This window comes from Microbacterium deferens (assembly GCF_045517775.1).
In the GTDB taxonomy this organism is placed as follows: domain Bacteria; phylum Actinomycetota; class Actinomycetes; order Actinomycetales; family Microbacteriaceae; genus Microbacterium.
In genome coordinates, this window is sequence record NZ_JBEUWT010000002.1 from 128485 (window position 1) to 153767 (window position 25283).

The following is a 25283-nucleotide window of genomic DNA, read 5'->3' on the forward strand; positions in this document are numbered from 1 at the left end:
CGAGGCGCTCGAACACTCCGCGTTCTCGTGTTGCGCAGTACTCTCCATTACGCGGTAGCATCGACTGCGCGTTAGGTAGCGTGCAAGAAGCGACCGGTCCGAGGGGGACGACATGGGTGTTGCCAGGCGATGGGTGTTTCCCATCCTCCGAATCGTGCTGATCGCGGTCATCGCGATCGCCCTCGCGAAGCTCGCGTTCTTCCCCGACCGCGCTGTCGAAGCAGATCCCGCCCTCCCGACCGGTGCCGTCATCGAGCCGACGATCCCCGTCGCGGTCGGCACGATCACGAACGACGTCGTGCTCGACGCGACGGTATCGGCCGATCCCGCCGTCGCGGTGAAGTCGACGGCGGACGGCACCGTCAACCGGATCTACTCCGAGGTCGGGGCCACCGTGAACGCCGAGCAGGCGATCTTCGACGTCAAGGTCGAGATCGTCCGCGACCCGTCGAAGTCGGTCGACGCCGAGGGCAACCCCCTGCCGCCGATCTACCGGTACGTCGAGGTGACCGCCCCGACGTCGGGGACGCTCAGCTCCCTCGACGTCATCGCCGGGCAGGCCGTGTCGATCGGCCAGGCCGCAGGGCAGATCGCCCCGCCCACCTCCTCCGTGACGGGCTCGCTGCAGCCCGCTCAGCAGTACCGGCTGCTGAATCAGCCGACCGAAGCATCCGTCGCCATCACCGGGGGGCCCGCGCCCTTCACCTGCACGGGATTGCGCATCGTCACACCGCTCGCCGGCGCGAACGCCGACGCCTCGACGGCGACGGGCGGTGCGGCCGATCCGGGCAGCGGCACCACGACGACCGTCAGCTGCCCGGTGCCCGAGGGTGTCACGGTCTTCCCCGGCCTCGCCGCCGAGATGACGATCGCGGGAGGCCGCGCCGAGGGCGTGCTCGTGGTGCCGACCACCGCGGTGCGCGGAGCGGCGCAGACCGGGGCGGTGTGGGTGGTCGCCGCCGACGGAAGCGTGGAGGAGCGCGCGGTGGGGCTGGGACTCAGCGATGGCCGCCAAGTCGAGATCACGGGCGGTCTCGCCGACGGCGACGTCGTGCGCGAGTTCGCCCCCGGCGCCGATGCTCTCCTCCCCGGGCCCGACGGGTGCACGACGATGCCCGACGGCTCCACGGTCTGCGGGGACACCCCGTGACGCTGCTGCACCTGGAGGCGGTGACCCGCACGGTGCTGCCGCCCGATCAGCCCGCGCTGACGATCCTCAACGGTGTCGACCTGGCCGTCGCCGAGAACGACCGCATCTCGATCGTCGGGCGTTCCGGATCGGGCAAGTCGACCCTCCTGAACATCCTCGGGCTGCTCGATCTGCCCACCAGCGGCATCGTCGAGTTCGCCGGGCGCCCGGTGAAGGACTACTCCTCGCCCGAGCGGGATCGCGTGCGCGGCCGCGAGATCGGCTTCGTGTTCCAGCAGTTCAACCTGCTTCCCGGGCGCACCGCCCTCGAGAACGTCATGATGCCGCTCTACTACGCCGAGGGCCGACAGTTCTGGCGACGGCGCGCGCTCGCGGCCGAGATGCTCGACGAGGTCGGGCTCGGCCACCGCCTCGAGAGCCTCCCCGACCGGCTGTCGGGCGGAGAGCAGCAGCGGGTCGCGATCGCGCGCTCCCTCGTGCGCGGGCCGCGCCTGATCCTCGCCGACGAGCCGACGGGCGCCCTCGATCTGGACACCGGGCAGTCGGTCATGGAGCTCATCGACACCGTCGCCGCGCGCACCGAGGCGGCGCTCGTCGTGATCACCCACGACCCGGCCATCGCTGCGCGATCGCGCGATCACTACCGCCTCGAAGCGGGAGTGCTGACCCGGGCCGCCGACGCCTCCGCGTCTGCCGCCGTCGAGTCGCAGCACCTCCTCGCCGCCGCGGAGCAGACGTCGTGAACCGGTGGTTCACCGGCTTCGTCGGCGCGCTCGCCGAGGCCTGGCAGGAGGTGCGCATCCACCGCACCCGTGTCTTGCTGTCGCTCGTGGGGGTCGCGGTGGCGGTCTGCTCGCTGACGACCGTCGTGGCGCTGGGCGGCATCATGCAGCAGGCCACCACCGAGCTCAGCGAGAGGCAGAGCGGACGCCCGGCGAGCGTGTGGCTCAACGCTTATCGCACCGACTCCCAGGCGGTCGACACCGCGACGCTCGATGCCGCGTGGGAGACGGCGACCGCCCGATACGGCATCTCGTACGCCAGTCGCAACACGAGCACGCAGATGCCCGTCGATTCGCCCGCCGGGGTCGTGCAGGTCGGAACCCAGGGGGTCGACCAGCCCTACGGCGAGATGCATCGCGTGCGGATGCTGGAGGGGGAGTGGTTCTCGGCCGAGACCGCCGCGATGCTGGCGCCCCGGGTGATCGTCAACGAGTACTTCTGGAACACGCTCGGTCGTCCCGACCTCGCGCAGCATCCGACCCTCTCGCTCGGCGGCTTCGAGGGTACGGTCGCGGTGATCGTCGGGGTCACGCCGTCGCCAGACTGGGACACGTTCCCGTCGATGTACATGCTCGCCGATCAGCTCGGCGCCTATCAGGCGGCCGACGCCGTCGCCGGTGCGGGCGCTGCCCCCGTCGATCCTTACGCGGGCGCCTCCGTGCAGTACGAGATGTGGTTGCCTCCCGAGAACTGGGAGGAGCTGTCGGATCTCGTGACCCGCGACGTCTCCTCCGACCTCGGGGAGGGGACGAACGTCGACGTGTACCGGCAGGACGCCGCGTACTACGGCAACGACTCGTTCGTGGTGGTGCAACTCGTGGTGTCGGGGATCGCCGTGCTCGTGCTGCTGCTCGGCGCGCTCGGACTCGTCAACATCGCGCTGGTCACCGTGAAGCAGCGGGTGCGCGAGATCGGCATCCGCCGCAGCTTCGGCGCGACCGCGGGGCGGGTGTTCTTCGCGGTGATGATGGAGAGCGTCGTGGCGACCGTCGTCGCCGGCGTCGTCGGCGTCGCCGCGGCGATCCTCATCGTGCAGAGCCCCTGGGTGCGCGACCTCATCGGCCAGGGGCTGGTCGAGGACTTCCCGCCCTTCCCGGTCGACGCCGCCGTGCTCGGACTCGTCGCCGCCTGCGCGGTGGGCGCTCTCGCCGGGCTCCTTCCGGCGCTGGTGGCCGTGCGGGTGAAGGTGATCGACGCGATCCGTTACTGATGCGCCGTCGAGCGGGCAAGGGATGGCGCCGCGAGGACGGCGGGCGGAAAATGATCCGATGAGCGCACACGGATGGACCACTCCCGCCCGCGAGGCCCTGCGCGTCGGCGCCGGGTTCCGGCTGGCCGACCTCGACCCCCGGGAGACGCCGGGGTACGAAGGGTCGAAGGCGACGGGCTCGGCCGACCTCGCCGACGGCGTGCCGTCGCTCGGTGATCTGCAGGAGCGCCTGTTCGCGCAGAGTGTCGCGGGCACCGCTGCGGGCTCGGTGCTCCTCGTCCTGCAGGGAATGGACACCTCGGGCAAGGGCGGGATCGTCCGCCACGTCGTCGGCGCCGTCGACCCGCAGGGTGTCGAGCTGGCGTCGTTCAAGAAGCCGACCGCCGAGGAGCTGCAGCATGATTTCCTCTGGCGCATCGCGAAGCGTCTCCCCGCGCGCGGCAAGATCGGCGTCTTCGACCGGTCGCACTACGAGGACGTGCTGATCGGGCGTGTGCGCAACCTCGCGCCCGCCGAAGAGATCGAACGGCGTTACGGAGCGATCGAGCGGTTCGAGGCGGATGCGGCGGACCGCGGCATCCGGGTGGTGAAGGCCATGCTGCACATCTCGAAGGACGAGCAGAAGGAGCGCCTGGCCGAGAGGCTGGACCGCCCGGAGAAGCACTGGAAGTACAACCCCGGCGACGTGGACGAGCGCGAGCTCTGGGACGACTACATGGCCGCGTACCAGGTCATGCTCGAGCGCACATCGACCGATGTCGCGCCCTGGTTCGTGGTGCCGGCAGACCGCAAGTGGTTCGCCCGCCTCGCCGTGCAGCGCTTGCTGCTGGCGGCGCTCGACGACATCGATCCGGCGTGGCCGGTGGCCGACTACGACGTGGAGCGGGAGAAGGTGCGGCTCGCCGCCTCGTGATTCCCGCCCTCAGGCGAGGGCTTCGACGATCGGGCGGAACTTCACGCGCGTCTCGAGCAGCTCCGACTCCGGGTCGCTGCCGGCGACGATCCCCGCCCCCGCGTACGCGGTCAGCGGGATCGCGTCGCGCGAGCCGGCGGGCACGGCGTCGAACTGCGCGCAGCGCAGGGCGATCGCCCACTCGCCGTCGCCCGATCCGTCGACCCAGCCGACGGCGCCCGCGTAACGGCCGCGGTCGAACGGCTCGAGCCGGCGGATCAGCTCCACCGCATCGCGCGTCGGGGTACCGGCGACGGCCGCCGTCGGGTGCAGGGCCTCGAGCAGATCAAGCGATGACGCCGCATCCGACAGCACGCCTTCGACGTCGGTCGCGAGGTGCCAGACGTTCGGCAGCCGCAGCGTGAAGGGCTGCTCGGCGGCCGCGAGCGCGCTCGTGTGCGGTCGGAGCGAGGAGAGCACGCTCTGCACGGCGAACCGGTGCTCGTCCTGATCCTTCGGACTCGTGGCGAGGGCGACGGATGCGGCGGCATCGGCGTCGACGTCGGCCCCCCGCGCCGTGGTGCCGGCCAGCACGCGCGCGGTGACGGTGCCGGCCGAGACGGTGACCAGCGTCTCGGGGCTCGCGCCGATGAGGCCGTCGACGGCGAAGATCCAGCAGTCGGGGTAGCCGGAGGCCAGCGACCGCACCAGTCGGCGCAGGTCGGCGCCGACGGGTGCGGTGCCGACGAGGTCGCGGGCGAGCACGACCTTGTCGACCTCGTGCCGTTCGATGGCGCCCAGGGCGGCTCGCACCGCGTCCTGGTAGGCGTCGGGATCCATCGCGCCGGGGCCGAGCGTGGCCGACCAGTGCGGACCGTAGGGCACGCGGGCGGGGAGCCCGAGCAGTTCGTCGTCGACCATCGAGTCGGCGTGACTGATGCGGGTCACCCAGGAGCGCCCTCCGCGGCGGCCGACCACGATCCACGGCACGGTGAGCGTGCTGGTCTTCGTCGATCGAGGGTCGAAGGCGAAGGAACCCAGCGCGATCAGCCCCGTGCCGGGAAGACCCACGGGGTCGTCGATCTCGGCTGCGGCGGCGATGGCGCGCCACCTCTCGGCGACGAAGCGCGCGGGCGACTCGACGCCGCCCGCCGCGCGGAGCTCGTGAATCGACCCGAACGCCGCGAGGGAGGCGTCGCGCCTGCTCCAGAAGGCCGGGGCGTAGGAGGGGGTGTACGACAGCACGTCTTCGACGGGGTCGATCTCCCGCGTCACCACGCGCAGGCGGGGGAGGGGGAGCGTGTCGTGCGTCACAGCATCCAGCCTACGACCGGGTTCTGCCGCCGGAGCGGCGAACGATCGGCGTCGAGACGACGCGCGGACTGAGCGGTGCGGGTGCCGATCTAGACTTCGGGCATGACGACTCGTCCCGCACCCGGCACCCGTCTCGTCTTCCGCTGGCGCAAGTGGGACGCCTCGACCCACTGGGTGCACGACTGCGTCTACCTGGGATCGGACGAGTTCGGCGACTGGTTCGGGCAGTTCGCCGGATGGCGCAGCCACCGACCGGGGCGCGACGTGGTCGCGAGCACCGACAACGTGACCCTTCTGCCCCCGAGCGGCGAGTGGGTCTTCACCGCGAACGCCCCGGCCCACCGCACGCGGGTGTACATCGATCTCGCCTGGGATGCCCGCTGGGACGCGGGCGTGCCGACCGGCATCGACATGGACCTCGACGTGGTCGAGCAGGCGGATCGCGGCGTCTGGATCGACGACCGCGACGAGTGGGAGGAGCACCGCGTGAAATACGGGTATCCCCTCGACATCGTCGACCGGCTCGAGGCCGTCACGCTCGAGCTGGAGGCGCGCGTGAGCCGTCGCGAGGCGCCCTTCGACGACGCCACGATCGACCGGTGGTTGGGCCGCATGACGCAGCTCCGCGGATCGTTCGACGCCGAGGCACCACAGGCTGACCACTGACCGCGCGGCCTAGACTCGCCGTATGACCCCCGAGCCCAACCGCGCCGATCTCGCGAAGGATCCGGCCCGCGTGAGCGGCATGTTCGACCAGGTCGCCGCGAAGTACGACCGCACGAACACGGTGCTCAGCCTCGGCAACGACCGCTTCTGGCGCGTGGCGACCACCCGCGCCGTGGCGCCGCGGGCAGGACAGCGCATCCTCGATCTCGCCGCCGGCACGGGGGCCTCGAGCGTGGCGCTCGCGCGCAGCGGCGCCGAGGTGGTGGCCGCCGACTTCTCTCCCGGCATGATCGCCGAGGGTGCCCGGCGCTACGCCGACCTTTCGAACCTGTCGTTCGTCGAGGCCAACGCCACCGATCTGCCGTTCGCCGACGACGAGTTCGACACGGTGACCATGTCTTTCGGGCTGCGCAACGTGGATCAGCCCAAGAAGGCGCTCCGCGAACTGCGACGGGTCACCAAGCCCGGCGGCCGCATCGTCGTCTGCGAGTTCTCCACCCCGCCGTCGGCGCTGTTCGGCAGCCTGTACCGCTTCTACAACGGCCGCGTGCTTCCCCGGGTGGCGCGCGTGGTCAGCTCCAACTCCGAGGCTTACGACTACCTCAACGAGTCGATCCGCCACTGGCCCGACCAGCCGACGCTCTCGGCATGGATGCGCGAGGAAGGGTGGGTCGACGTGGCCTACCGCAATCTGTCGTTGGGCATCGTAGCGCTGCACCGGGGGACCAACCCCTCATGAAGCTCCTCCACCCCCGCACGGTAGGCTGACACGGTGACCCCGAGACCTTCTGCCGCGGGCTCCCGACTCATCGCGGGCAAGCTGGGGCTCGCCGACCGCATCTTCGCGGGCGCGCGCTCCCGCCGGCTGTTGTCGACGGTCGAAGAGGGTCTCGCCCGCGTCGAGACGAGCCTCGCCCACGAGCTGAGCATCGCCGACACCCTCGCCGATGCGACCAGCCGTTACCTGTACGAGGCGGGCGGCAAGCGCATCCGCCCCATGCTCACGATCCTCACCGCCCAGCTCGGCGACGGGATCACCGACGACGTGGTCGAGGCCGCCGTCGCGCTCGAGATGACGCACCTCGGTTCGCTCTACCACGACGACGTCATGGACGGCGCGGACGTACGCCGGGGCGTGCCCAGTGCGCAGACGGTGTGGGGCAACAACATCGCCATCCTCACCGGTGACCTCCTCTTCTCCCGCGCGAGCCAGATCATGGCCAGGCAGGGCGAGCGGGCCATCCGCCTGCAGGCCGACACCTTCGAGCGCCTCGTGCTCGGCCAGATGCACGAGACCGTCGGACCCGGCGAGGGCGATGACCCGGTCGCGTTCTACCTCGACGTGCTCGGAGACAAGACCGGCTCGCTCATCGCCACCGCCGCCGAGGCCGGCGTGATCTTCGCCCACGGTCCCGTCGAGCTCGAAGTGGCCATGCGCACCTTCGGCGAGAAGGCCGGTGTCGCCTTCCAGCTGCTCGACGACGTCATCGACCTCTCGGCCGACCCCGACGAGACCGGCAAGGTGCCCGGCACCGATCTGCGCGCCGGCGTGCCGACGATGCCGTATCTCCTGCTCGGCGAGCGCACCGACGCCGCATCGCGCGCGCTCCGCGGCACGATCGACGACGGTGTCTCCCGCATCGCCGAGGGTGCCGATCCCGCGCTCCTCGACGGTCCTCTCGCCCAGCTCCGCGACCACGATGCCACGCGCGACACGCTGCGTCTGGCCCATCAGTGGTCGCAGGACGCCATCGACGCGCTCGCTCCCGTCCCCGACGGAGCCGTGCGGGAGGCGCTGACGCGCTTCGCGCAGGCCGTCGCCGACCGCTCCAGCTGACCCCGCCGGCGGATCCTCAGCCTCGGGGCCGCCGACCCGCACCCAGAACGAGGGATTCCCATGACGAAGCTCAGGCTCGCCATCGTGGGCGCCGGCCCCGCCGGCATCTACGCCGCCGACATCCTCCTGAAGACCGAGCGCGCGTTCGACGTGTCGATCGACCTCTTCGAGCAGCTCCCCGCGCCGTACGGTCTCGTGCGCTACGGCGTCGCCCCCGACCACCCGCGCATCAAGGGCATCATCACGGCGCTGCGCGAGGTGCTCGACAGCGGCGACATCCGCCTGTTCGGCAACGTGCGCTTCGGCGAGGACATCACCCTCGACGATCTGAAGAAGCACTACAACGCCGTCATCTTCTCCACGGGCGCGATCCGCGACACCGCGCTGGAGATCCCCGGCATCGACGCCGAAGGGTCGTACGGGGCCGCCGACTTCGTCAGCTGGTTCGACGGACACCCGGATGTACCCCGCGAATGGCCGCTGGACGCCGCATCCGTCGCCGTCATCGGCAACGGCAACGTGGCGCTCGACATCACGCGCATGCTCGCCAAGCACGCCGACGACCTGCTGCCCACCGAGATCCCCGAGAACGTCTACGAGGGGCTGAAGGCCTCGCCCGTCACCGACGTGCACGTGTTCGGTCGCCGCGGACCCGCGCAGGTGAAGTTCACCCCGCTCGAGCTTCGCGAGCTCGGCGAGCTGCGCGACGTCGACATGGTCGTCTACGACGAGGACTTCGACTACGACGAGGCGTCGAAGGCCGCGATCGCGAGCAACAAGCAGGTCATGGTCATCGACCGTGTGCTGCAGTCGTGGCGCAAGCGCCCGGGCGTGAACAACGCCGGCGGCGAAGCCTCGCGACGCCTGCACCTGCACTTCTGGGCGAAGCCCGTCGAGCTGAAGACGGATGCCGACGGTCGGGTCTCGTCGTTCGTGTACGAGCGCACGCGGCCGAACGCCGAGGGCGGCGTCGAGGGCACGGGCGAGCTCCGCGAGGTGCCGATCCAGGCGCTGTACCGCGCGGTCGGCTACTTCGGGTCGCCGCTTCCCGGCGTGCCGTTCGACGAGCGCCACGGCGTCATCCCGAACCGGGAGGGCCAGGTGCTGCACCCCGACTCGAACGAGCCCGTCCCCGGCGTCTACGCCACGGGCTGGATCAAGCGCGGGCCGGTCGGCCTCATCGGCCACACGAAGTCCGACGCGATGGAGACCGTTCGCCACCTCGTCAACGACGCCGGCCAGTGGTGGCAGCCCGAAGATCCGTCCGAGGACGCGGTCGTCGCCCTCCTCGCCGAGCGAGGCGTGCGGTGGACCGACCTCGACGGCTGGCACCGACTCGACGAGCACGAGATCGCCCTCGGCGCCCCGCACGAGCGCGCCCGCGTCAAGGTCGTCCCCCGCGACGAGATGGTGCGGGTCTCGCGCGGCGAGTAGTCCCGAACGCCGCCGTGCCTACGGGAGGAGATGTGCAATCCGGAGGTCAGCCTGCGCTCCAGGTTCCTCCCGTGTGCACATCACCTCCCGTCCGAACGTGCGGGACTCGCTCTGTCCCTCCCCAACGCGCTCGTTGACGGGAGTTCGCACAAGCGCCGCCCTCGGGAGCGGGCGGCTCGGTCCACCCGTTCACCATGGGGGGATGTCGCGTCCCGAAGAACTCGTCCGCTGGCTGGGGGGAGTTGCGCGCACGTCTCGGCTCATCGACCGGGGCATCCGGCGTCGGGCGATCGGTGAGGCCGTGACATCCGGCGCGCTCCTCCGCGTGCGCAAGGGATGGGTCGCTGTCCCCGAGGCGGACGCCGACCTGATGGCGGCGGCTCGGGCCGGCGTCGTCCTGACCTGCGTCACGCAAGCGCGTCGTATCGGGCTCTGGGTGCTCGGGGACGACGCGCCCCATCTCGCGGCACCCGCCCACGCGGGCCACGTGGGCGTCGCGGGTGCCGTCCTCCATTGGGGACGACCGCTCGTTCCCCGCCATCCCGACAGCCTGACGGACGAGATCGAAAACGTTCTGGCGATCGTCGCCGCGTGCCAGCCGTACGAGGTCGCCCTCGCGATATGGGAGTCCGCCCTCCGGCAGCGGCTCGTCGACAGCCGTGCGCTGGCGCGCCTCGATTTCGGTCCGGAGGCGCGTCGGATCCGCGAGGAGGCCGATCCGTTCGCCGATTCCGGACTCGAAACGTTCGTCGTTCCGCGGTTGAGATGGATGCGACTGCCGCTGCGCCGTCAGATCTGGATCGCTGGACGACCGGTCGACCTCCTCATCGGCGACCGACTCGTGCTGCAGATCGATGGAGGCCACCACGTCGGCGCGCAGCGCGAGGCCGACATCGCTCATGACGCCGAACTCGCACTGCTCGGCTATCACGTCATCCGCGTCGGCTACGGCGCGGTCGTCAACGATTGGCCCGCGGTGCAGGCGCGCCTCATGAGGGCCGTAGCCCAGGGGATCCACCTGGCGCCGTGACGCTCGTGCCTGCGGGAGGAGATGTGCAATCCGGAGGTCAGCCTGCGCTCCAGGCTCCTCCCGTGTGCACATCACCTCCCGTCTGAACACTCCTCGCACCTCCCGTCCGGCGCTCTAGGCTGGGCGCATGAGCGAGGCCTGGGCGCCCGACATCCTCGGGGCGGGTTTCGAACGGCTGACGCTGCCGCTCGGGGCCGACGACGACGGCGCCGAGCTCGTCGCGACGCTGGTGCGCAGCATCCCCCACCCGTTCGCCCGCCTCGGCGGGGTGCTGCGCGATGTCGACGTGCTCTATGTGCACGGCTGGTCGGACTACTTCTTCCAGACCGAGCTCGCCCGCTTCTGGACCGAGCGCGGCGCGCGCTTCCACGCCCTCGACCTGCGCGGTTACGGACGCAGTCTGCGACCCGGTCAGGTGCCGGGCGACATGCGTTCGCTCGCGGACTACGACGCCGACATCGGTGCGGCGCTCGAGGCGATGGGGTGGGATGCGGCGCGCCGCCGCAGGCTCGTGCTGCTCGGCCATTCGACGGGCGGACTCGTGCTGACCCTCTGGGCCGCGCGGCACCCGGGAGTCGCGGACGCGGTGGTGCTCAACAGCCCCTGGCTCGAGTTCCAGGTCGGTGCCGTGGGCCGGCAGGCGCTCGCTCCGATCGTGAACGCCCGGGCGCGTTTCGACCCGTACGGCTCCCACCCGGTGGTCGACCTGGGCTTCTACACGCGCGCGCAGCGCGAGGTGGGCTCGCTCCCGGACTCCCCGAAGGGGTGGCGTCCGCCGCAGGGCTTCCCGACGCATCCGGCGTGGTTGGCCGCGATCCTCGAGGGCCACCGTCGTGTCGCACTCGGGGTGGACGTCGGAGCGCCCGCCCTGGTGCTGCTGTCGGCGCGATCGATCCTGGCGGCGTCGTGGCATCCCGACATGACGGACGTCGACTCGGTGCTCGTCGTCGACGACATCGCCCGTCGGGCCACGCGCATCGCAGAGACCGTGACGATCGCGCGCATCGACGGAGCCCTGCACGACGTGTTCCTCTCGCGACCCCGGCCGCGCGAGCGCGCCTACGCCGAGCTGGAGAGGTTCGTGCGCAGCGTCGTCGAACGGTGAGGGTGCGCGCTCAGCGTGTGGCGCGGGCGAGGTTCGCCTCGAGCTCCTCGCGGTTCTGCGCGACGACGTAGGCGGGCTGGTCGCGCTCCACGCGCCAACTCTCGGACAGCGGGCCGATGTTCACGGTGTCGTAGCCGAACTCGTCGTAGATCGAGGCGACGAGATCGGATGCTTCGGGGTGGTCGCTCGCGGTGGCCAGCGCCCTGCGGCCGGGTGTGCCCGCGGCGGAGCCGTCGGTGAGGATCGTGCCGCTCGTGATGTGGTTGAACGCCTTCGCGACCTTCGAGGTGGGGAGGTGCTCCTGCAGCATCTGCGAGGTCGTGGTCTGCTTCTCTTCGAGCGCGGGAATGCGGCCGTCGCGCTCCCAGTAGTAGTTGTTCGTGTCGAGAACGATCTTGCCGGAGAGCGGCTCGACCGGCACCTGGTCGAGCGCCTTGAGGGGCACGGTCACCACGACGACCTCGCCGAACGCGGCTGCTTCTTCTGCCGTGCCGGCGGTGGCGCGATCGCCGAGATCGGAGACGAGGTCCGCCAGGGTCTCGGGGCCTCGGGAGTTCGCGATCTTCACGTCGTAGCCGCGCTCGACGAAGCCGCGTGCCAGGGTCGATCCGATGTGTCCTGCGCCGATGATTCCTACCTGTGTCATCTTCGGGACAACACGGCCCCCGACCTCGTATTCCCGGCCGGCCGTCCCCGACGACGCAGAGCGGTCGTGGACGCATAGCAGTCGTGCCGACGCGGCGTCAATGGTCTCGGAGCGCTCGCTTTCCAGCGCTAACTTCATGAGTGCTCCACCCCCGCGATTCAACGGCTCATCGGTCGGTGTTCGGGTCACCGACCTTCTGGCCGCGCGGGGATGACGACCCCCGGCGGAGAGGCTCTCCCGTCGGGGGTCGTATTCTTCCCAGGCCTCTCGCGTTCTCGGCCGCTGAAGCACGACGGTAGTGTGGACGCGGCCCAGCCCGGGGCCGCGATCGAAGCGAGACGCATGACCTCTTCCCCTGAGCCGCGGCGCGGCACCCGGTTCGTGATGACGTGCATCGGGGTGGGCCTGCTCGCGGGCCTGCTCTCGGGGCTGTTCGGGGTCGGCGGCGGAACGGTCATCGTGCCGCTCCTCGTGCTGATCCTCCGCTTCGATCAGCGCCTCGCCGCGGGCACGTCGCTCGCCGCCATCGTTCCGACCGCGTCGGTGGGAGTGATCTCGTACGCCGTCCACGGTTCGGTGGCCTGGATCCCCGCGATCATCCTCGCGATCGGCGCCGTGATCGGCGCGCAGATCGGCACCTGGCTGCTGCCGAAGGTGTCGCAGACGGCGCTGCGGTGGGCGTTCGTGGCGTTCCTCGTGATCGTCATCGCGAGCCTCTTCTTCATCATCCCCTCGCGCGACGCCGAGCTGGAGCTCACCTGGCTCAGCGGAGCGGGGCTCGCCACGCTCGGCGTGATCACCGGCGTCTTGGCGGGGCTCCTCGGCGTCGGAGGCGGCATCATCGTCGTGCCGGCGCTGATGCTGCTCTTCGGCACGAGCGACCTCATCGCCAAGGGCACGTCGCTGCTCATGATGATCCCCACGGCCATCTCGGGCACCGTCGGCAACCTCCGCCGCAAGAACGTCGACCTGCGCGCCGCCGCCATGATCGGTCTCGCCGCGTGCACGACGACGGCCCTCGGCGCGTGGATCGCGACGCTGGTCGACCCGTTCGTGGGCAACGTGCTGTTCGCGGCGTTCCTGGTCTTCATCTCCGTGCAGATGGCGATGAAGGCGATCCGCGGACGCCACCAGCGCTGACGTCGCGCGCGGTCGGCGGCCGGAGGAGTTCGGATCCGGCTCGGTAGGATGGTGCCGTGCCCGTGAATCCCGATCTGGTCGGCCGTGTCTTCCCGCCGACCCCTCCCTACCTGGTCGGGCGAGAGAAGGTGCGCGAGTTCGCGCGCGCCGTCTTCGCCGAGGCCCCTCAGTACAGCGATCCCGAGGCCGCCCGGGCCCTGGGCTACGCCGACGTCGTCGCGCCCCCGACGTTCGCGATGGTCGTGCAGGACATCACTCTCCAGCAGCTGCTCGCCGAGCCCGAATCGGGCATCGAGCTCTCGCGCCTCGTGCACGCCGAGCAGCGCTTCCGCTACAGCCGTCCGATCGTCGCGGGCGACGAGTTGACCGCGACCCTGACCGTGGGCGGCATCCGCACGCTCGGTGGCAACGCGATGGTCACCAGCGACGCCGAGATCGTCGACGCGGCCGGTGCCCACGTCGTCACAGCCACGAGCGTGCTGCTCGTGGGGGAGGGGGAGGCATGACCGACCTCGCCGTCGGCGACGTGATCGCCGAGCGCTCCGTGCACCTGACCCGCGAATCGCTGGTGCGGTACGCGGGGGCCTCGGGCGACTTCAACCCCATCCACTACCGCGACGACGTCGCCGTGGCCGTCGGGCTCCCGGGCGTGCTCGCCCACGGCATGCTGACCATGGGGATCGCGATCGGCACCGTCGAGGAATGGCTCGGCGACCCGGCGCGCGTCCTCGAGTACGGCGTGCGTTTCACCCGTCCGGTGCTGGTCGACCCCGAGGCGGGCGCCGACGTGCACGTCTCGGCGAAGATCGGCGCGCTCGACGACGACACCGCTCGCATCGATCTCACGGTCACCGCCGCGTCGACCACCGTCCTGGGCAAGGCCCAGGTGCGGGTGCGTCGGGCCTGACCATGCCCGAGACCGAACCCGTCGCGCTCGCCCGTCTGACGACGCTGCGCACGGGCGCCGCGCCCGCCCGCATGTTCGAGGCCGGAACGACCGACGAGCTCGTGACGGAGCTGCGCGAACTCTGGGCGGCGGGCGAGCCGTGGCTCGTGATCGGGGGCGGGTCGAACCTGTTCGTCGGAGACGAGCCGTTCGAGGGCACCGTCGTGCGGGTGCGCACGTCGGGCATCGAACCGCTCCCCGGTTCGCGCCCCGGAACGCTGCGGCTGCGCGTTCAGGCCGGGCACGACTGGGACGCCCTCGTCGCGTACACCGTGGCGCACGGCCTCGCCGGAATCGAGGCCATGTCGGGCATCCCCGGCACCGCCGGTGCCGCGCCCGTGCAGAACGTCGGCGCCTACGGTCAGGAGATCGTGCAGACCCTCGTCGAGGTCGAGCTGATCGACGAGGCCACCGGCGACGTCTCGGTCGTCGCTGCGGCCGACCTCGGACTCGGGTTCCGCACGTCGGTGCTCAAGCACCACTACGGTTCGGTGCCGGAGCGTCCGGCCGTCGTGCTGTCGATCACCCTCGAACTCGCCGTCGTCGGTGCGGGGGAGATTCCGGTGGCGGGCGAGCAGCTGCGCACGGCGCTCGGGCTCGAGCCCGACGCATCCGTCTCGCTCTCGTGGATCCGCGATCACGTGCTGGCGACGCGCGCCCGGAAGGGCATGGTTCTCGACGACGCCGATCCCGACACGTGGAGCGCCGGGTCGTTCTTCCAGAATGCGATCGTCTCGGAGGCCTTCGCCCGCACGCTTCCCGCGGAGTGCCCGCGCTGGCCGCTCGCGCCGTACGTCGACCCGGTGACGGTGATCCCCCTCGCCGCCTTCGACGGCGTGGTGCCGCCGCCGGTCACGGTCACGACCGAGGTGAAGGTGAGCGCGGCGTGGCTGATCGAGCACGCCGGGCTGGGCAAGGGGTTCTCGCTGCCACGATCGCGTGCGGGGCTCTCGACGAAGCACACCCTCGCCGTCACCAACCGGGGCGGCGCGAGCGCCGGCGAGATCGCGCAGCTCGCGCGCTTCACGCAGCAGCGCGTGCAGGCCGAGTTCGGCCTGCTGCTGCAGCCCGAACCGGTGCTCGTCGGCGTCGACCTCTAGCGAGGGTCCCGGGCCCGCCGACAGGAGCGGCGGTCGTGACGTCGCCGGACGCTCTCGCCGTCGATGTGCCGGCGGATGCTACGCGAACAGGCGCTGGAGGCGGCGGACGCCCTCGAGCAGCTGGGCGTCGCCGAGAGCGTAGGACAGGCGCAGGTAGCCGCTGGGTCCGAAAGCCTCGCCGGGGACGACGGCGACCTCGGCCTCGTCGAGGATGAGGTCGGCGAGCTCGAGGGTCGTGGTGGGGGTCTTGCCCGCCCACTCGCGTCCGAGGAGGCCCGTGACGTCGGGGTACACGTAGAAGGCGCCGAGGGGGTTCGGAACCGTGACGCCGTCGATCTTCGAGAGCTCCTCGACGATGAGCCGGCGGCGACGGTCGAAGGCGAGGCGGAACTCCTCGGCCTCGTCCTGCGGGCCGGTGAGAGCGGCCAGGGCGGCGCGCTGGGCGACGTTGTTGACGTTCGACGACAGGTGCGACTGCAGGTTGGCGGCGAGCTTCATCGCGCCGGCGGGGCCGACCATCCAGCCCACGCGCCACCCGGTCATCGCGTAGGTCTTCGCGACGCCGTTGACGAGGATCGTCTGCGCGGTGAGGGCGGGCACCGCCTCGACGATCGACACCGCGCGAGCGCCGTCGTAGACGAGGTTCTGGTAGATCTCGTCGCTGATGACCCACAGGCCGTGCTCGAGAGCCCATTCGCCGATGGCCGTGGTCTCTTCGGGCGTGTAGACGGCACCGGTGGGGTTCGAGGGAGAGACGAACACGAGCACGGTCGTGCGGTCGGTGCGAGCCGCCTCGAGCTGTTCGACGGTGACCTTGTAGTCCTGGTCGGCGCCGGCGAACACCTCGACGGGAATACCGTCGGCGAGCGCGATGGCCTCGGGGTAGGTCGTCCAGTACGGCGCGGGCAGCAGCACCTCGTCGCCCGGGTTCACCACGGTCTGGAAGGCCTGGTAGACGGCCTGCTTTCCGCCGTTGGTGACGATCACCTGCGAGGGAGAGACCTCCCAGCCCGAGTCGCGCAGGGTCTTCGCCGCGATCGCCTCGCGCAGCACGGGGAGACCGGCCGCGGGGGTGTAGCGGTAGTTGGCAGGGTCGGAGAGCGCCTCGGCCGCAGCATCCACGATGAACGACGGGGTCTGGAAGTCGGGCTCGCCCGCGGCGTACGAGATGACGTCGCGGCCTGCGGCCTGCAGTGCCTTCGCCTTGGCGTCGACCTTGAGCGTCGCCGACTCGGCGATCGCGCTCAGCTTGTTCGACAGGGCGGGTGTGCGGGAGGAGGGGGCGCTGGTCGTCACGCCCCGAGCTTATCCGGCGACCCGTGCGGTTACGTAGGCTCAGCCGGTGTTCGACGGGGTGCCGGGCACGTCTCGATCCTCGAGCGTCTGCCCGAGGCGCTCGAGCGGGTGGCCCGCAGCATCCCGAGACCCTGACAGGCTGGGGGGATGAGTCCCGCCGACCCCCGCGCGTACGACCTCGAGGCGCTCCGCGAGCGCGTCCTGCCCGAGACGGGAGGAGCGGTCGACGAGAGCATCCCGCAGCTCGCCGACGCCGACCCCGACCTGTGCGGCATCGCCGTGGTGCTCGACGACGGCACGGTGCGCGCGAGCGCGCAGGCCGATGTCGCGTTCGGCGTGCAGTCGGCGGTGAAGCCCTTCCTCTTCGCGCTCGCGCTGCTCGACACCGACGGTGAGGCGCTCGATCGCATCGGCATCGAGCCGACCGGCGAGGCGTTCGACGCGATCAAGCTCGAGAGTCACACCGGGCGTCCGCCGAACCCGATGGTCAACGCCGGCGCGCTCCTGACGGCGGCCCTGGTCGACGGCGACGATCCCGACGCTCGCACCGAACGGATCGTGCGCGGCCTCTCGGCCTTCGCCGGTCGCGATCTCGAGATCGACGACGAGGTCGCGCGCTCCGAGCACCTGCTGGGCGACCGCAACCACGCCCTTGCGCACCTCATGCGGGCCGAAGGCACCCTCGAGGTCGGAGCCGACGATGCGGTCGCCGTCTACGCCCGGGCCTGCGCGGTGCTGGTCGACGCGCAGACGCTCGCCGTCATGGGCGCAACCCTCGCGCTCGGCGGGGTCAACCCCGTCACGGGCGAGAGGGTCGTCCCGACGCGTGTCGCCCGCGACGTGGTGTCGGTGATGGCCACGTGCGGGGTCTACGACGGCTCGGGGCGGTGGATGCGCGCCGTCGGCGTGCCCGCGAAATCGAGTGTGTCGGGGGCGATCGTGCTGTCGGTGCCCGGGCTGCTGGGGGCCGCGGTCGTGAGCCCGCCGCTCGATGAGCAGGGCACCAGCGTGCGGGGCCGCGTCGTCAGCGAACGGCTGTCGGCCGACCTCGGGCTGCACGTCTTCGGGTTTCCGGCCGGCGGCTGATCGCCCGGAGCATCGTTATCGCTCTGTTGCGTGGGGGCCCGTGCGGCCCGTTTAGCGTGGAACGAGGGGGTGCGCTGATGCGTCGAGGATCGGTCATCGCGGCGGTCTGTGGCGTCGCGGGGATGCTGCTGCTGAGCGGATGCGGGGGAGCGCCGGGAATCGTGCCCGAGCCGCGGGGCGAGGCGAGCATCGTCGACGAGATGGTCTGCGCCGACCCTCTGGGCGAGGCCGAGGGGTCTGCGACGGCCGGCACCGTGCCCGCCGGATTCGCCCCCGTCGCCGTCTACCGCTGCGGTCCGTTCGCGACGCGCGAGCTCGACGGCGGCGCCGTGTGGTCGGGCACCCTCGTCGAGCGCTTCGAGGGAGACCTCGCACCGCTCCTCTCGGCGCTCGACGCGCCGAGCGACCCGCGCTGGTTCGGCGCGTGCGCGGCGAACATGGTCATCGCGCCGGACCTGTGGGCCGAAGACGCCGCCGGCCGGTTCGTGCGTCTGTCGTACCCGTCGACCGGGTGCAGCCAGCCGAAGCTCGACGCCGTCGACGAGCAGCTCGCGCGGCTCGTCGTCGCCGACGAGGTCTTCACTCCCCTGTCGATCTTCTCGACGCCTGAGGCCGTTGCGGCCGGGTGCGAGACGCGGGCGAGCGTCACGGTGCTGAACGTTCTGACCTCCGACCTCGAGACCCCTCGGGCCGCGCCGGCCGACGAGGGGAGCGGCGAGAGCGTCGCGACGATCCCCTACGACCCTCCGGCCCTCCCTGACGCGGCGGACGTCGAGGGCATGCGCGTGTGCGTCTACGCCTCCGACACGACGCAGGGCGGCGTGCGCATGATCGGTGACGAGGGGATCTTCGCGGGCGTTCTCCAGCTGGATGCGGCGGATGCGGCGGCCGCGCTCGCCGAGGTCTCGGGTGCCGCGGAGGTGAGCGCCCACTGCCCGGAGGTCGCGTCGCGGTTCGTCGTCGCGCAGCCGCTCGGAGCGCGCAGCGGCGCCGAGGGGTTCACGGTCGAGCTGGACGGCTGCCGCCGGGTGGTCGATCCCGCGTTCCGTACCCTCGCAGCATCCGAGATACTCATCTCGCTCATGACACCCTCGTGACGGCAACCTACAGGTTATAGGTTGCAGCCTTAGGGGTGTAGGTTCGACGCATGCCCCGAGCCCACCTCACGACCGCATCGGTGATCGCCGACGCCGCCGCGCTCGCCGACAGCGACGGTCTCGCCGCCGTCACGGTCTCGGCGGTCGCCCGCCGGCTCGGGGTGAAGCCCGCGAGCCTCTACGAACACGTGGACGGGCTCGGCCCGCTTCTCGACGGAGTGCAGGTTCTGGCGCTCGGCGAGGTGGCAGAGCGCACCGCAGCGGCGGTGGCCGGGCGTTCGGGGCGTGAGGCGCTCCGCGGCCTCGCCGACGCCCACCGCGACTACGCGATCGCGCGGCCCGGGGCATGGGCGGCGTTGCAGCGACCCGCCTCGCCCGCCGTCGCCGGGTCGCCTGAGGCGGCCCGGGTCGCTGGTCTCCTCCTCGCCGTCGTGCGGGGTTACCGCGTTCCCGACGACGACGTCGTCCACGCCGCGCGGCTGGTCGGAGCGACCGTCAACGGCTTTCTCGCCCTCACCCGTGCCGAGGCGTTCGCGCACCGTCCCGACTCCGAGGACGCCTCGTGGACGGCGGCCGTCGACGCCCTCGACCGCGCCCTCGATTCGTGGCCCGAAGGAAGCGACTCATGATCTCCACACCGTTCACCCCCGACCTCGTTCGCGGGGCGGCCGAACTCGAGACCGTCGCGCGGGGTGTGACCCCGCACCGTCTGCCGGCGTGGGTGGGGCGGCAGTTCCCCGACCCGCAGCTGCGCTCCATGGAGGCCCAGCCCTCCGGGGTGTGCCTGACGTTCGAGACCGCGGCGACGGTGATCGAACTCGTCACCCATCCGTCGCGCGTCGCCTACCGGGGCTTCGATCGGCCCCGGGGGCGCATCGACGTCGTCGTCGACGGTGTGCTGCGGCGGCGCGACGAACTGGCCGGGGGCGACAGCGTCGAGGTCGACCTGCAGACCGGCGGCTCGACAGCGCGCCCGGGCGGGACGCACACGACGCGGGTCGACGACCTGGGAGAGGGATCGAAGGTCGTCGAGATCTGGCTGCCCCACAACGAGGCGCTCGACCTCGTCGACCTGCGCACCGACGCGCCGATCGCGCCGCTCACCGACCGTCGGAGACGGTGGGTGCACCACGGCAGTTCGATCAGCCAGGGCTCCAACGCCGTCGCACCGACCGAGATCTGGCCTGTGGCCGCGGCCCGGGCTGCGGGCGGCATCGAGCTGCGCAACCTCGGGCTCGGGGGCAGCGCTCAGGTGGATCCTTTCCTCGCGCGGGTGATCCGTGATGCTCCGGCCGATCTGATCAGCGTGAAGCTCGGCATCAACGTCGTGAACCTCGACGGATTCCGCCTGCGCACCTTCGTGCCGGCCGTGCACGGATTCCTCGACACGATCCGCGACGGCCACCCCGACACGCCCCTTCTCGTGGTCTCGCCGATCTTCTGCGGCATCCACGAGTCCACTCCCGGCCCCGGTGCGTTCGATCCGACGAGCTTCACGACGGGCCGGGTGCGGTTCGTCGCCACCGGCTCCCCCGCCGACGTCGCGCGGGGGAGTCTGACGCTCGAGGTGATCCGCGACGCCCTGCGCGCAGTCGTCGAGACGCGCTCCGACGATCCGCACCTGCACTACCTCGACGGGCTCGATCTCTACGGCGCGGCCGACGCGGAGGCTCTGCCGCTCCCCGATGCGCTGCACCCCGACGCCGAGGCGCATTCCCTCATCGCGCGGCGCTTCGTCGAGCGCGCCTTCGGCCGCGGCGCTCCGTTCGCCCGCTGAAAGCCCGAAACACCCGGAGCGCGCGGGCGCAGCATCCGGGTGTCTCGGGCTCTCAAGCGACGCCGGGCCGCTACAGGTACTTCGTGTAGGCGGGCACCGTCAGGAACGCGGGAAACTCCTCGCGCAGCGCGACCTCCCGGAAGAGCGCGGCCGCGTCGTCGAAACGATCGCCGGGCGTGCGTGCCGCTTCGGCGAGCTCCTCGGCGATGAGCGACTCGACGTAGTCCCGCGTGATCGGGGTGCCGTCGTCGGTGGTGCGGTCCTGGTGGATCCACTGCCACACCTGCGAGCGCGAGATCTCGGCCGTCGCCGCATCCTCCATGAGGTTGTCGATCGCGACGGCTCCCTGACCGCGCAGCCACGCCTCGAGGTAGCGGATGGCCACGGCGACGTTGCCGCGCACCCCGGCCGCCGTGATCGGCAGTCCGATGTGCACGTCGAGCAGGCGCTTCGCCGTCGCCTCTTCGCGCGCACGGTCGACCGTCGCCGGGGCGCTGCGCCGACCGACCTGGTTCGGCCGGTCGCCGAGCACCGCGTCGAACTCGGCGCGCGCCACTGGGATGAGGTCGGGGTGCGCGACCCACGTGCCGTCGAAGCCGTCGCCGGCCTCGCGCTTCTTGTCGGCCGCCACCTTCTCGAACGCGCGGGCGGTCACCTCGGGGTCGCGGCGATTCGGGATGAAAGCGCTCATGCCGCCGATCGCGTAGGCTCCGCGGCGGTGGCAGGTCGTCACGAGCAGCTCGGTGTAGGCCCTCATGAACGGCACGGTCATCGTCACGTCGCTGCGGTCGGGCAGCACGAACCGGGCTCCGCGGCCCCGGTAGTTCTTGATGATCGAGAAGATGTAGTCCCAGCGGCCCGCGTTGAGTCCCGCGCAGTGGTCGCGGAGGGCGTAGAGGATCTCCTCCATCTCGAATGCCGCCGGCAGCGTCTCGATCAGCACGGTCGCGCGGATCGTGCCGTGCGCGATGCCGAGCGCGCGCTCGCTGAACGAGAAGACGTCGTCCCACAGCCGCGCCTCCTGTGCCGACTCGAGCTTGGCGAGGTAGAAGTACGGACCCCGGCCCGCGTCGATGAGCGCCTGCGCGTTGTGGAAGACGTACAGCCCGAAGTCGACGAGCGAGCCGGATGCGGCGAGCTCGCGCCCCTCGCGGTCGGTGAACCGCAGGTGCTTCTCGGGCAGATGCCAGCCGCGCGGGCGCATGACGATCGTCGGCGTACGCTCGGCCGTCACCGCGTAGTGCTTGCCCTCCGCGCTGGTGAACTGCAGCTGCCCGCGGATCGCGTCGCGGAGCGTCAGCTGCCCCTCGATGACGTTCTTCCAGGTCGGCGAGGTCGCGTCCTCCTGGTCGGCGAGCCAGACCCGGGCGCCGGAGTTCAGCGCGTTGATCGCCATCTTCGGGTCGGTCGGTCCGGTGATCTCCACCCGGCGGTCTTCGAGACCCGGACCCGCACCCGCCACCCGCCACGTCGTGTCGGCCCGGATGTAGGCGGTGTCGTCGCGGAAGCTCGGGTCGTGCCCGATGCCGATCTGGAAGTGGCGGCGGAGGCGGTCGGCGAGCCGGTCGAGGCGCCGGCCGCCGAATCGCGCGTGCAGAGCCGAGACGAAGGCGATCGCCTCGGGCGTGAGGATCTCGTCATAGCGGTCGCCGAGAGGGCCGGCGATCTCGAGGGTGGGTGGGGGTTCGGTGAGCAGGGTCATGATCGTGTCCTGTCTGTGAGGTGAGAGTCCGAGACACCCGGGAGCGGGCGATGCGTCGTCCGGGTGTCGTGGACTCTCGAGGGATGCTCAGTGGAATTGGGATGCTTCGGTGGATCCCGCCAGCGCGAGGGTGGCGCTGTCGGGATTGAGCGCGGTCGAGACGGCGTCGAAGTAGCCCGTGCCGACCTCGCGCTGGTGCTTGGTCGCGGTGTAGCCGCGCGCTTCGGAGGCGAACTCAGCCTCCTGCAGTTCGACGTACGCGCTCATGGCGCGCTCGGCGTATCCCTTGGCGAGGTCGAACATCGCGTGGTTCACGGCGTGGAACCCGGCCAGGGTGATGAACTGGAACTTGTAGCCGAGGTCGGCGAGCTCGGCCTGGAACGAGGCGATCTGCGCGTCGTCGAGGTGGCGTTTCCAGTTGAAGCTCGGCGAGCAGTTGTAGGCGAGGAGCTTGCCCGGGAATCGTTCGTGGATCGCCGCGGCGAACGCGCGGGCCAGCTCGATGTCGGGTTCGCCGGTCTCGACCCAGAGCAGATCGGCGTAGGGGGCGAAGGCGAGTCCTCGGCTGATGACGGAGTCGAGACCGGGCCGCACGCGGTAGAAGCCCTCGCTGGTGCGCTCGCCGGTGGTGAACTCCCGGTCGCGCTCGTCGACGTCGCTGGTGAGCAGGTCGGCGGCCAGGGCGTCGGTGCGGGCGATGATGACCGTCGGCACGCCCGCGACGTCCGCAGCCAGGCGCGCGGCGTTGAGGGTGCGGATGTGCTGTCGCGTGGGCACCAGCACCTTGCCGCCGAGGTGCCCGCACTTCTTCTCACTCGCGAGCTGGTCCTCCCAGTGGATGCCGGCGGCCCCGGCCTCGATGAGCGACTGCGCGAGCTCATAGGCGTTGAGCGGTCCGCCGAAGCCCGCCTCGGCGTCGGCGACGATGGGGGCGAGCCAGTCGGCGCTGGTCGTGCCCTCGGCGTGCTCGATCTGGTCCTGCCGGATCAGGGCGTTGTTGATGCGCCGCACGACCGCGGGCACGGAGTTGGCCGGGTACAGGCTCTGGTCGGGGTAGGTCTGCCCCGAAAGGTTGCCGTCCGCGGCGACCTGCCATCCCGAGAGGTAGATGGCTTTCAGGCCCGCCCGCACCTGCTGCACGGCCTGGCCGCCGGTGTAGGCGCCGAGGGCGCGGACGTACTGCTCGGTGTGCAGGAGGTTCCAGAGGTTCTCCGCGCCGCGCCGGGCAAGGGTGTTCTCCTCCCGCACGCTTCCTCGAATGCGTACGACGTCGTCGGCGGAGTAGGTGCGTTCGACGCCGTCCCAGCGGGGATCGGTGTCCCACAGCTCGCGCAGTTCGGCAGCGGTCTGGGTCTGGTCGCCGGGGCGGAGGGGCGCCCTGCCGGGCGTGGCCTGGATCGTCATCGTCGTCTCCTCGGGATGGGGCGGATGCTGCGATGCATCGCCGGTTCTTCCCCCACCATCCGTGAAGAGTGAGGGGTCCTGCGGAGGAAAGTCAGCAGAAGAATCTCGAGAATTCTGTTTTCGTGACAGAATCCCGGGATGAACGACGTCGTTCGTCTCCCCGCAGCATCCGATCCTTCCGACGATGGAGGAGTGGACGCACTCACCATCGGTCGCCGTATCCGTCAGCTCCGCTCCGAGCGGGGGATGACCCTCGACGAGCTCGCTGCCGCGGTCGGTCGCGCGCCGAGCCAGCTGTCGGTCATCGAGAACGGGCGGCGCGAGCCCAAGCTCACCCTGCTGCAGTCGATCGCCCGCGCGCTCGGCACCTCACTCGACGCGATCCTCGCGTCGGAGACCCTCGATGAGCGCTCGACGCTCGAGATCGCCGTGGAGCGGGCGATGCGCGGGCAGACCTTCACCGCGCTCGGCATCGAGCCGTTCCGGGTGGGCAAGACCGTGCCCGACGAGGTGCTGCGGGCGATGCTCGCGCTGCAGGGCGAGATCGACCGTCTGCGCGACGAGCGCGCGGCGACCCCCGAGGAGGCGCGGCGGGCCAACGTGGCGCTGCGCCGCCTGATGCGCACGCAGGACAACTACTTCCCCGAGCTCGAGCGGCGGGCCGAGGAGATCCTCGACGCCGTCGACCACCCCGGTGGTCCTCTGACGCAGCGCACGGCGAACGACATCGCCGGGCACCTCGGTTTCACGCTGCACTACGTGCCCGATCTCCCGCAGACCACCCGCAGCGTCGCCGATATCGCCCACGGACGCCTGTACCTCTCGAGCCGCCTCACGGCGAAGGGCGATCCGCGCACCGCCGTGCTGCAGGCGCTGTCGAGTCGCATCCTCGGGCACAGCGAGCCCACGAGCTACGCGGAGTTCCTGCGCCAGCGCGTCGAGACGAACTACCTCACCGGAGCGCTGCTGGTTCCGCAGTCCCACGCCGTGCCGTTCCTGCGCGACGCGAAACAGGCCCGCGCCATCAGCATCGAGGATCTCCGCGACGCCTACTCGGTGTCGTACGAGACGGCGGCGCACCGCTTCACCAACCTCGCCACGACGCACCTCGGCATACCCGTGCACTTCCTGAAGGTGCACGAGTCGGGCACGATCACGAAGGCCTACGAGAACGACGACGTGAACTTCCCCACCGACCGGCTGGGGGCCATCGAGGGGCAGATGTGCTGCCGTCGCTGGACGAGCCGCGTGGTCTTCGACGTCGACGACAGATTCAACCCGTATTACCAGTACACCGACACGGGCAACGGCACGTACTGGTGCACGGCCCGGGTCGAAGCATCCAGCGAGGGGGAGCACTCGGTGAGCGTGGGGGTGCGGTTCGACGACACGAAATGGTTCCTCGGGCGCGACACGCCCAACCGCGGGGTGTCGAAGCACTCGGTCGACGTGTGCTGCCGTCGTGCTCCCGCCGAGTTGGAGGCCGCGTGGCGGGAGAATTCCTGGCCCACCGTGCGGACGCCCCGGACGCTGCTAGCGACCCTGCCGACCGGGGCCTTCCCGGGGGTCGACGCGACCGACGTGTACGAGTTCCTCAAGGCCCACGCCCCGCGGTGAACGCCCGCCGCCGGTCTGGGGCGTACTTCTCAGCTCGGGGCACGAGATTCC

Annotated in this window: 24 protein-coding genes; 19 read left to right on the plus strand and 5 right to left on the minus strand. The window is 71.0% G+C overall.

Translation table 11 applies throughout. The features are described from left to right. Window positions 1-112 precede the first annotated feature (112 nt). Genes ABTU82_RS10860 through ABTU82_RS10875 form a run of 4 tightly spaced genes read left to right on the plus strand, consistent with a single transcriptional unit; the run spans window position 113 to window position 4056 of the window. Window positions 113-1150 carry a permuted SH3 domain-containing protein gene (locus ABTU82_RS10860; RefSeq protein WP_407173477.1) on the plus strand — a complete coding sequence of 346 codons (1038 nt, stop codon included), beginning with the start codon at window positions 113-115 and terminating at the stop codon, window positions 1148-1150. Continuing rightward, the gene (locus ABTU82_RS10865) at window positions 1147-1893 is read left to right on the plus strand and encodes an ABC transporter ATP-binding protein (RefSeq protein ID WP_407173478.1); all 747 of its coding nucleotides are present in this window, start codon (window positions 1147-1149) and stop codon (window positions 1891-1893) included. The genes ABTU82_RS10860 and ABTU82_RS10865 overlap by 4 nt, the downstream gene beginning before the upstream one ends. Beyond that, window positions 1890-3143, plus strand: a complete 1254-nt coding sequence (locus ABTU82_RS10870) for an ABC transporter permease (protein WP_407173479.1) — start codon at window positions 1890-1892, stop codon at window positions 3141-3143. Before ABTU82_RS10865 ends, ABTU82_RS10870 begins: the two co-directional genes overlap by 4 nt. A 58-nt stretch (window positions 3144-3201) precedes the next feature. Next, entirely contained in the window at window positions 3202-4056 is an 855-nt protein-coding gene (locus tag ABTU82_RS10875; RefSeq protein ID WP_407173480.1) for a PPK2 family polyphosphate kinase, read from the plus strand. Between the two features lie 9 nt (window positions 4057-4065). Here ABTU82_RS10875 and ABTU82_RS10880 read toward each other — a convergent pair whose 3' ends face one another. Further along, on the minus strand, window positions 4066-5349 hold the full coding sequence (locus tag ABTU82_RS10880; protein ID WP_407173481.1) for an isochorismate synthase: 1284 nt from the start codon (window positions 5347-5349) through the stop codon (window positions 4066-4068). A gap of 102 nt (window positions 5350-5451) precedes the next feature. On the opposite strand from ABTU82_RS10880, the gene ABTU82_RS10885 reads away from it, so the two are divergent. The 6 genes from ABTU82_RS10885 to ABTU82_RS10910 all read left to right on the plus strand — a co-directional run bounded on the left by ABTU82_RS10885 (window position 5452) and on the right by ABTU82_RS10910 (window position 11421). After that, window positions 5452-6015 carry a DUF402 domain-containing protein gene (locus tag ABTU82_RS10885; protein ID WP_116647774.1) on the plus strand — a complete coding sequence of 188 codons (564 nt, stop codon included), beginning with the start codon at window positions 5452-5454 and terminating at the stop codon, window positions 6013-6015. A 22-nt stretch (window positions 6016-6037) separates the two neighbouring features. Further along, on the plus strand, window positions 6038-6754 hold the full coding sequence (locus tag ABTU82_RS10890; protein WP_407173483.1) for a class I SAM-dependent methyltransferase: 717 nt from the start codon (window positions 6038-6040) through the stop codon (window positions 6752-6754). A 33-nt stretch (window positions 6755-6787) separates the two neighbouring features. Beyond that, window positions 6788-7852 carry a polyprenyl synthetase family protein gene (locus tag ABTU82_RS10895; protein WP_116647776.1) on the plus strand — a complete coding sequence of 355 codons (1065 nt, stop codon included), beginning with the start codon at window positions 6788-6790 and terminating at the stop codon, window positions 7850-7852. A 60-nt stretch (window positions 7853-7912) separates the two neighbouring features. Then, window positions 7913-9286, plus strand: a complete 1374-nt coding sequence (locus tag ABTU82_RS10900; RefSeq protein WP_116647777.1) for an FAD-dependent oxidoreductase — start codon at window positions 7913-7915, stop codon at window positions 9284-9286. A 202-nt stretch (window positions 9287-9488) separates the two neighbouring features. Continuing rightward, on the plus strand, window positions 9489-10316 hold the full coding sequence (locus ABTU82_RS10905) for an endonuclease domain-containing protein (protein WP_407173486.1): 828 nt from the start codon (window positions 9489-9491) through the stop codon (window positions 10314-10316). 127 nt (window positions 10317-10443) lie between these two features. Further along, window positions 10444-11421 carry an alpha/beta hydrolase gene (locus ABTU82_RS10910; RefSeq protein ID WP_407173488.1) on the plus strand — a complete coding sequence of 326 codons (978 nt, stop codon included), beginning with the start codon at window positions 10444-10446 and terminating at the stop codon, window positions 11419-11421. Between the two features lie 10 nt (window positions 11422-11431). Here the strand turns inward: ABTU82_RS10910 and ABTU82_RS10915 are convergent, their stop codons facing one another. Continuing rightward, complete coding sequence (locus tag ABTU82_RS10915; protein ID WP_407173490.1) at window positions 11432-12067, minus strand: NADPH-dependent F420 reductase; 636 nt, start codon at window positions 12065-12067, stop codon at window positions 11432-11434. Window positions 12068-12409: 342 nt separating this feature from the next. Here ABTU82_RS10915 and ABTU82_RS10920 point away from each other — a divergent pair, with 342 nt between their 5' ends. Genes ABTU82_RS10920 through ABTU82_RS10935 form a run of 4 tightly spaced genes read left to right on the plus strand, consistent with a single transcriptional unit; the run spans window position 12410 to window position 15253 of the window. After that, window positions 12410-13207, plus strand: a complete 798-nt coding sequence (locus ABTU82_RS10920) for a sulfite exporter TauE/SafE family protein (protein WP_116647940.1) — start codon at window positions 12410-12412, stop codon at window positions 13205-13207. A gap of 56 nt (window positions 13208-13263) precedes the next feature. Then, entirely contained in the window at window positions 13264-13713 is a 450-nt protein-coding gene (locus ABTU82_RS10925; RefSeq protein ID WP_407173492.1) for an FAS1-like dehydratase domain-containing protein, read from the plus strand. After that, on the plus strand, window positions 13710-14114 hold the full coding sequence (locus ABTU82_RS10930) for a MaoC/PaaZ C-terminal domain-containing protein (protein ID WP_116647782.1): 405 nt from the start codon (window positions 13710-13712) through the stop codon (window positions 14112-14114). Before ABTU82_RS10925 ends, ABTU82_RS10930 begins: the two co-directional genes overlap by 4 nt. A 2-nt stretch (window positions 14115-14116) precedes the next feature. Beyond that, window positions 14117-15253, plus strand: coding sequence for a UDP-N-acetylmuramate dehydrogenase (locus tag ABTU82_RS10935; RefSeq protein ID WP_407173493.1), 1137 nt, complete (start codon window positions 14117-14119; stop codon window positions 15251-15253). Between the two features lie 78 nt (window positions 15254-15331). Here the strand turns inward: ABTU82_RS10935 and ABTU82_RS10940 are convergent, their stop codons facing one another. Then, on the minus strand, window positions 15332-16549 hold the full coding sequence (locus ABTU82_RS10940; protein WP_407173494.1) for a pyridoxal phosphate-dependent aminotransferase: 1218 nt from the start codon (window positions 16547-16549) through the stop codon (window positions 15332-15334). Window positions 16550-16696: 147 nt separating this feature from the next. On the opposite strand from ABTU82_RS10940, the gene glsA reads away from it, so the two are divergent. From glsA to ABTU82_RS10960, 4 genes are all read left to right on the plus strand, one after another. Continuing rightward, the gene (gene glsA / locus ABTU82_RS10945; RefSeq protein ID WP_407173495.1) at window positions 16697-17635 is read left to right on the plus strand and encodes a glutaminase A; all 939 of its coding nucleotides are present in this window, start codon (window positions 16697-16699) and stop codon (window positions 17633-17635) included. A gap of 77 nt (window positions 17636-17712) precedes the next feature. Continuing rightward, window positions 17713-18732, plus strand: a complete 1020-nt coding sequence (locus ABTU82_RS10950) for a hypothetical protein (protein ID WP_407173496.1) — start codon at window positions 17713-17715, stop codon at window positions 18730-18732. Between the two features lie 50 nt (window positions 18733-18782). Continuing rightward, on the plus strand, window positions 18783-19361 hold the full coding sequence (locus ABTU82_RS10955) for a TetR-like C-terminal domain-containing protein (RefSeq protein ID WP_407173497.1): 579 nt from the start codon (window positions 18783-18785) through the stop codon (window positions 19359-19361). After that, a complete protein-coding gene (locus ABTU82_RS10960) occupies window positions 19358-20509 on the plus strand; it encodes a GDSL-type esterase/lipase family protein (protein ID WP_116647788.1) in 1152 nt (383 codons plus the stop codon). The genes ABTU82_RS10955 and ABTU82_RS10960 overlap by 4 nt, the downstream gene beginning before the upstream one ends. A 70-nt stretch (window positions 20510-20579) precedes the next feature. On the opposite strand, the gene aceB is transcribed toward ABTU82_RS10960, so the two are convergent. Next, window positions 20580-22211: a malate synthase A gene (aceB, locus tag ABTU82_RS10965; protein ID WP_407173498.1), complete on the minus strand. Its 1632-nt coding sequence runs from the start codon at window positions 22209-22211 to the stop codon at window positions 20580-20582. A gap of 87 nt (window positions 22212-22298) precedes the next feature. Further along, window positions 22299-23615, minus strand: coding sequence for an isocitrate lyase (gene aceA / locus ABTU82_RS10970; protein WP_407173499.1), 1317 nt, complete (start codon window positions 23613-23615; stop codon window positions 22299-22301). A 138-nt stretch (window positions 23616-23753) separates the two neighbouring features. Here aceA and ABTU82_RS10975 point away from each other — a divergent pair, with 138 nt between their 5' ends. Beyond that, entirely contained in the window at window positions 23754-25232 is a 1479-nt protein-coding gene (locus ABTU82_RS10975; RefSeq protein WP_407173500.1) for a helix-turn-helix domain-containing protein, read from the plus strand. Window positions 25233-25283: the final 51 nt, after the last annotated feature.

What these genes read in the sequence shown, in the direction of transcription:
- aceB (WP_407173498.1), bottom strand. Translation starts at nt 22,211, where the DNA reads ATGACCCTGCTCACCGAACCCCCACCCACCCTCGAGATCGCCGGCCCT.
- ABTU82_RS10900 (WP_116647777.1), top strand. Translation starts at nt 7,913, where the DNA reads ATGACGAAGCTCAGGCTCGCCATCGTGGGCGCCGGCCCCGCCGGCATC.
- ABTU82_RS10935 (WP_407173493.1), top strand. Translation starts at nt 14,117, where the DNA reads ATGCCCGAGACCGAACCCGTCGCGCTCGCCCGTCTGACGACGCTGCGC.
- ABTU82_RS10975 (WP_407173500.1), top strand. Translation starts at nt 23,754, where the DNA reads ATGAACGACGTCGTTCGTCTCCCCGCAGCATCCGATCCTTCCGACGAT.
- ABTU82_RS10915 (WP_407173490.1), bottom strand. Translation starts at nt 12,067, where the DNA reads ATGACACAGGTAGGAATCATCGGCGCAGGACACATCGGATCGACCCTG.
- ABTU82_RS10910 (WP_407173488.1), top strand. Translation starts at nt 10,444, where the DNA reads ATGAGCGAGGCCTGGGCGCCCGACATCCTCGGGGCGGGTTTCGAACGG.
- aceA (WP_407173499.1), bottom strand. Translation starts at nt 23,615, where the DNA reads ATGACGATCCAGGCCACGCCCGGCAGGGCGCCCCTCCGCCCCGGCGAC.
- ABTU82_RS10905 (WP_407173486.1), top strand. Translation starts at nt 9,489, where the DNA reads ATGTCGCGTCCCGAAGAACTCGTCCGCTGGCTGGGGGGAGTTGCGCGC.
- ABTU82_RS10860 (WP_407173477.1), top strand. Translation starts at nt 113, where the DNA reads ATGGGTGTTGCCAGGCGATGGGTGTTTCCCATCCTCCGAATCGTGCTG.
- ABTU82_RS10890 (WP_407173483.1), top strand. Translation starts at nt 6,038, where the DNA reads ATGACCCCCGAGCCCAACCGCGCCGATCTCGCGAAGGATCCGGCCCGC.
- ABTU82_RS10930 (WP_116647782.1), top strand. Translation starts at nt 13,710, where the DNA reads ATGACCGACCTCGCCGTCGGCGACGTGATCGCCGAGCGCTCCGTGCAC.
- ABTU82_RS10960 (WP_116647788.1), top strand. Translation starts at nt 19,358, where the DNA reads ATGATCTCCACACCGTTCACCCCCGACCTCGTTCGCGGGGCGGCCGAA.
- ABTU82_RS10950 (WP_407173496.1), top strand. Translation starts at nt 17,713, where the DNA reads ATGCGTCGAGGATCGGTCATCGCGGCGGTCTGTGGCGTCGCGGGGATG.
- glsA (WP_407173495.1), top strand. Translation starts at nt 16,697, where the DNA reads ATGAGTCCCGCCGACCCCCGCGCGTACGACCTCGAGGCGCTCCGCGAG.
- ABTU82_RS10875 (WP_407173480.1), top strand. Translation starts at nt 3,202, where the DNA reads ATGAGCGCACACGGATGGACCACTCCCGCCCGCGAGGCCCTGCGCGTC.
- ABTU82_RS10955 (WP_407173497.1), top strand. Translation starts at nt 18,783, where the DNA reads ATGCCCCGAGCCCACCTCACGACCGCATCGGTGATCGCCGACGCCGCC.
- ABTU82_RS10920 (WP_116647940.1), top strand. Translation starts at nt 12,410, where the DNA reads ATGACCTCTTCCCCTGAGCCGCGGCGCGGCACCCGGTTCGTGATGACG.
- ABTU82_RS10885 (WP_116647774.1), top strand. Translation starts at nt 5,452, where the DNA reads ATGACGACTCGTCCCGCACCCGGCACCCGTCTCGTCTTCCGCTGGCGC.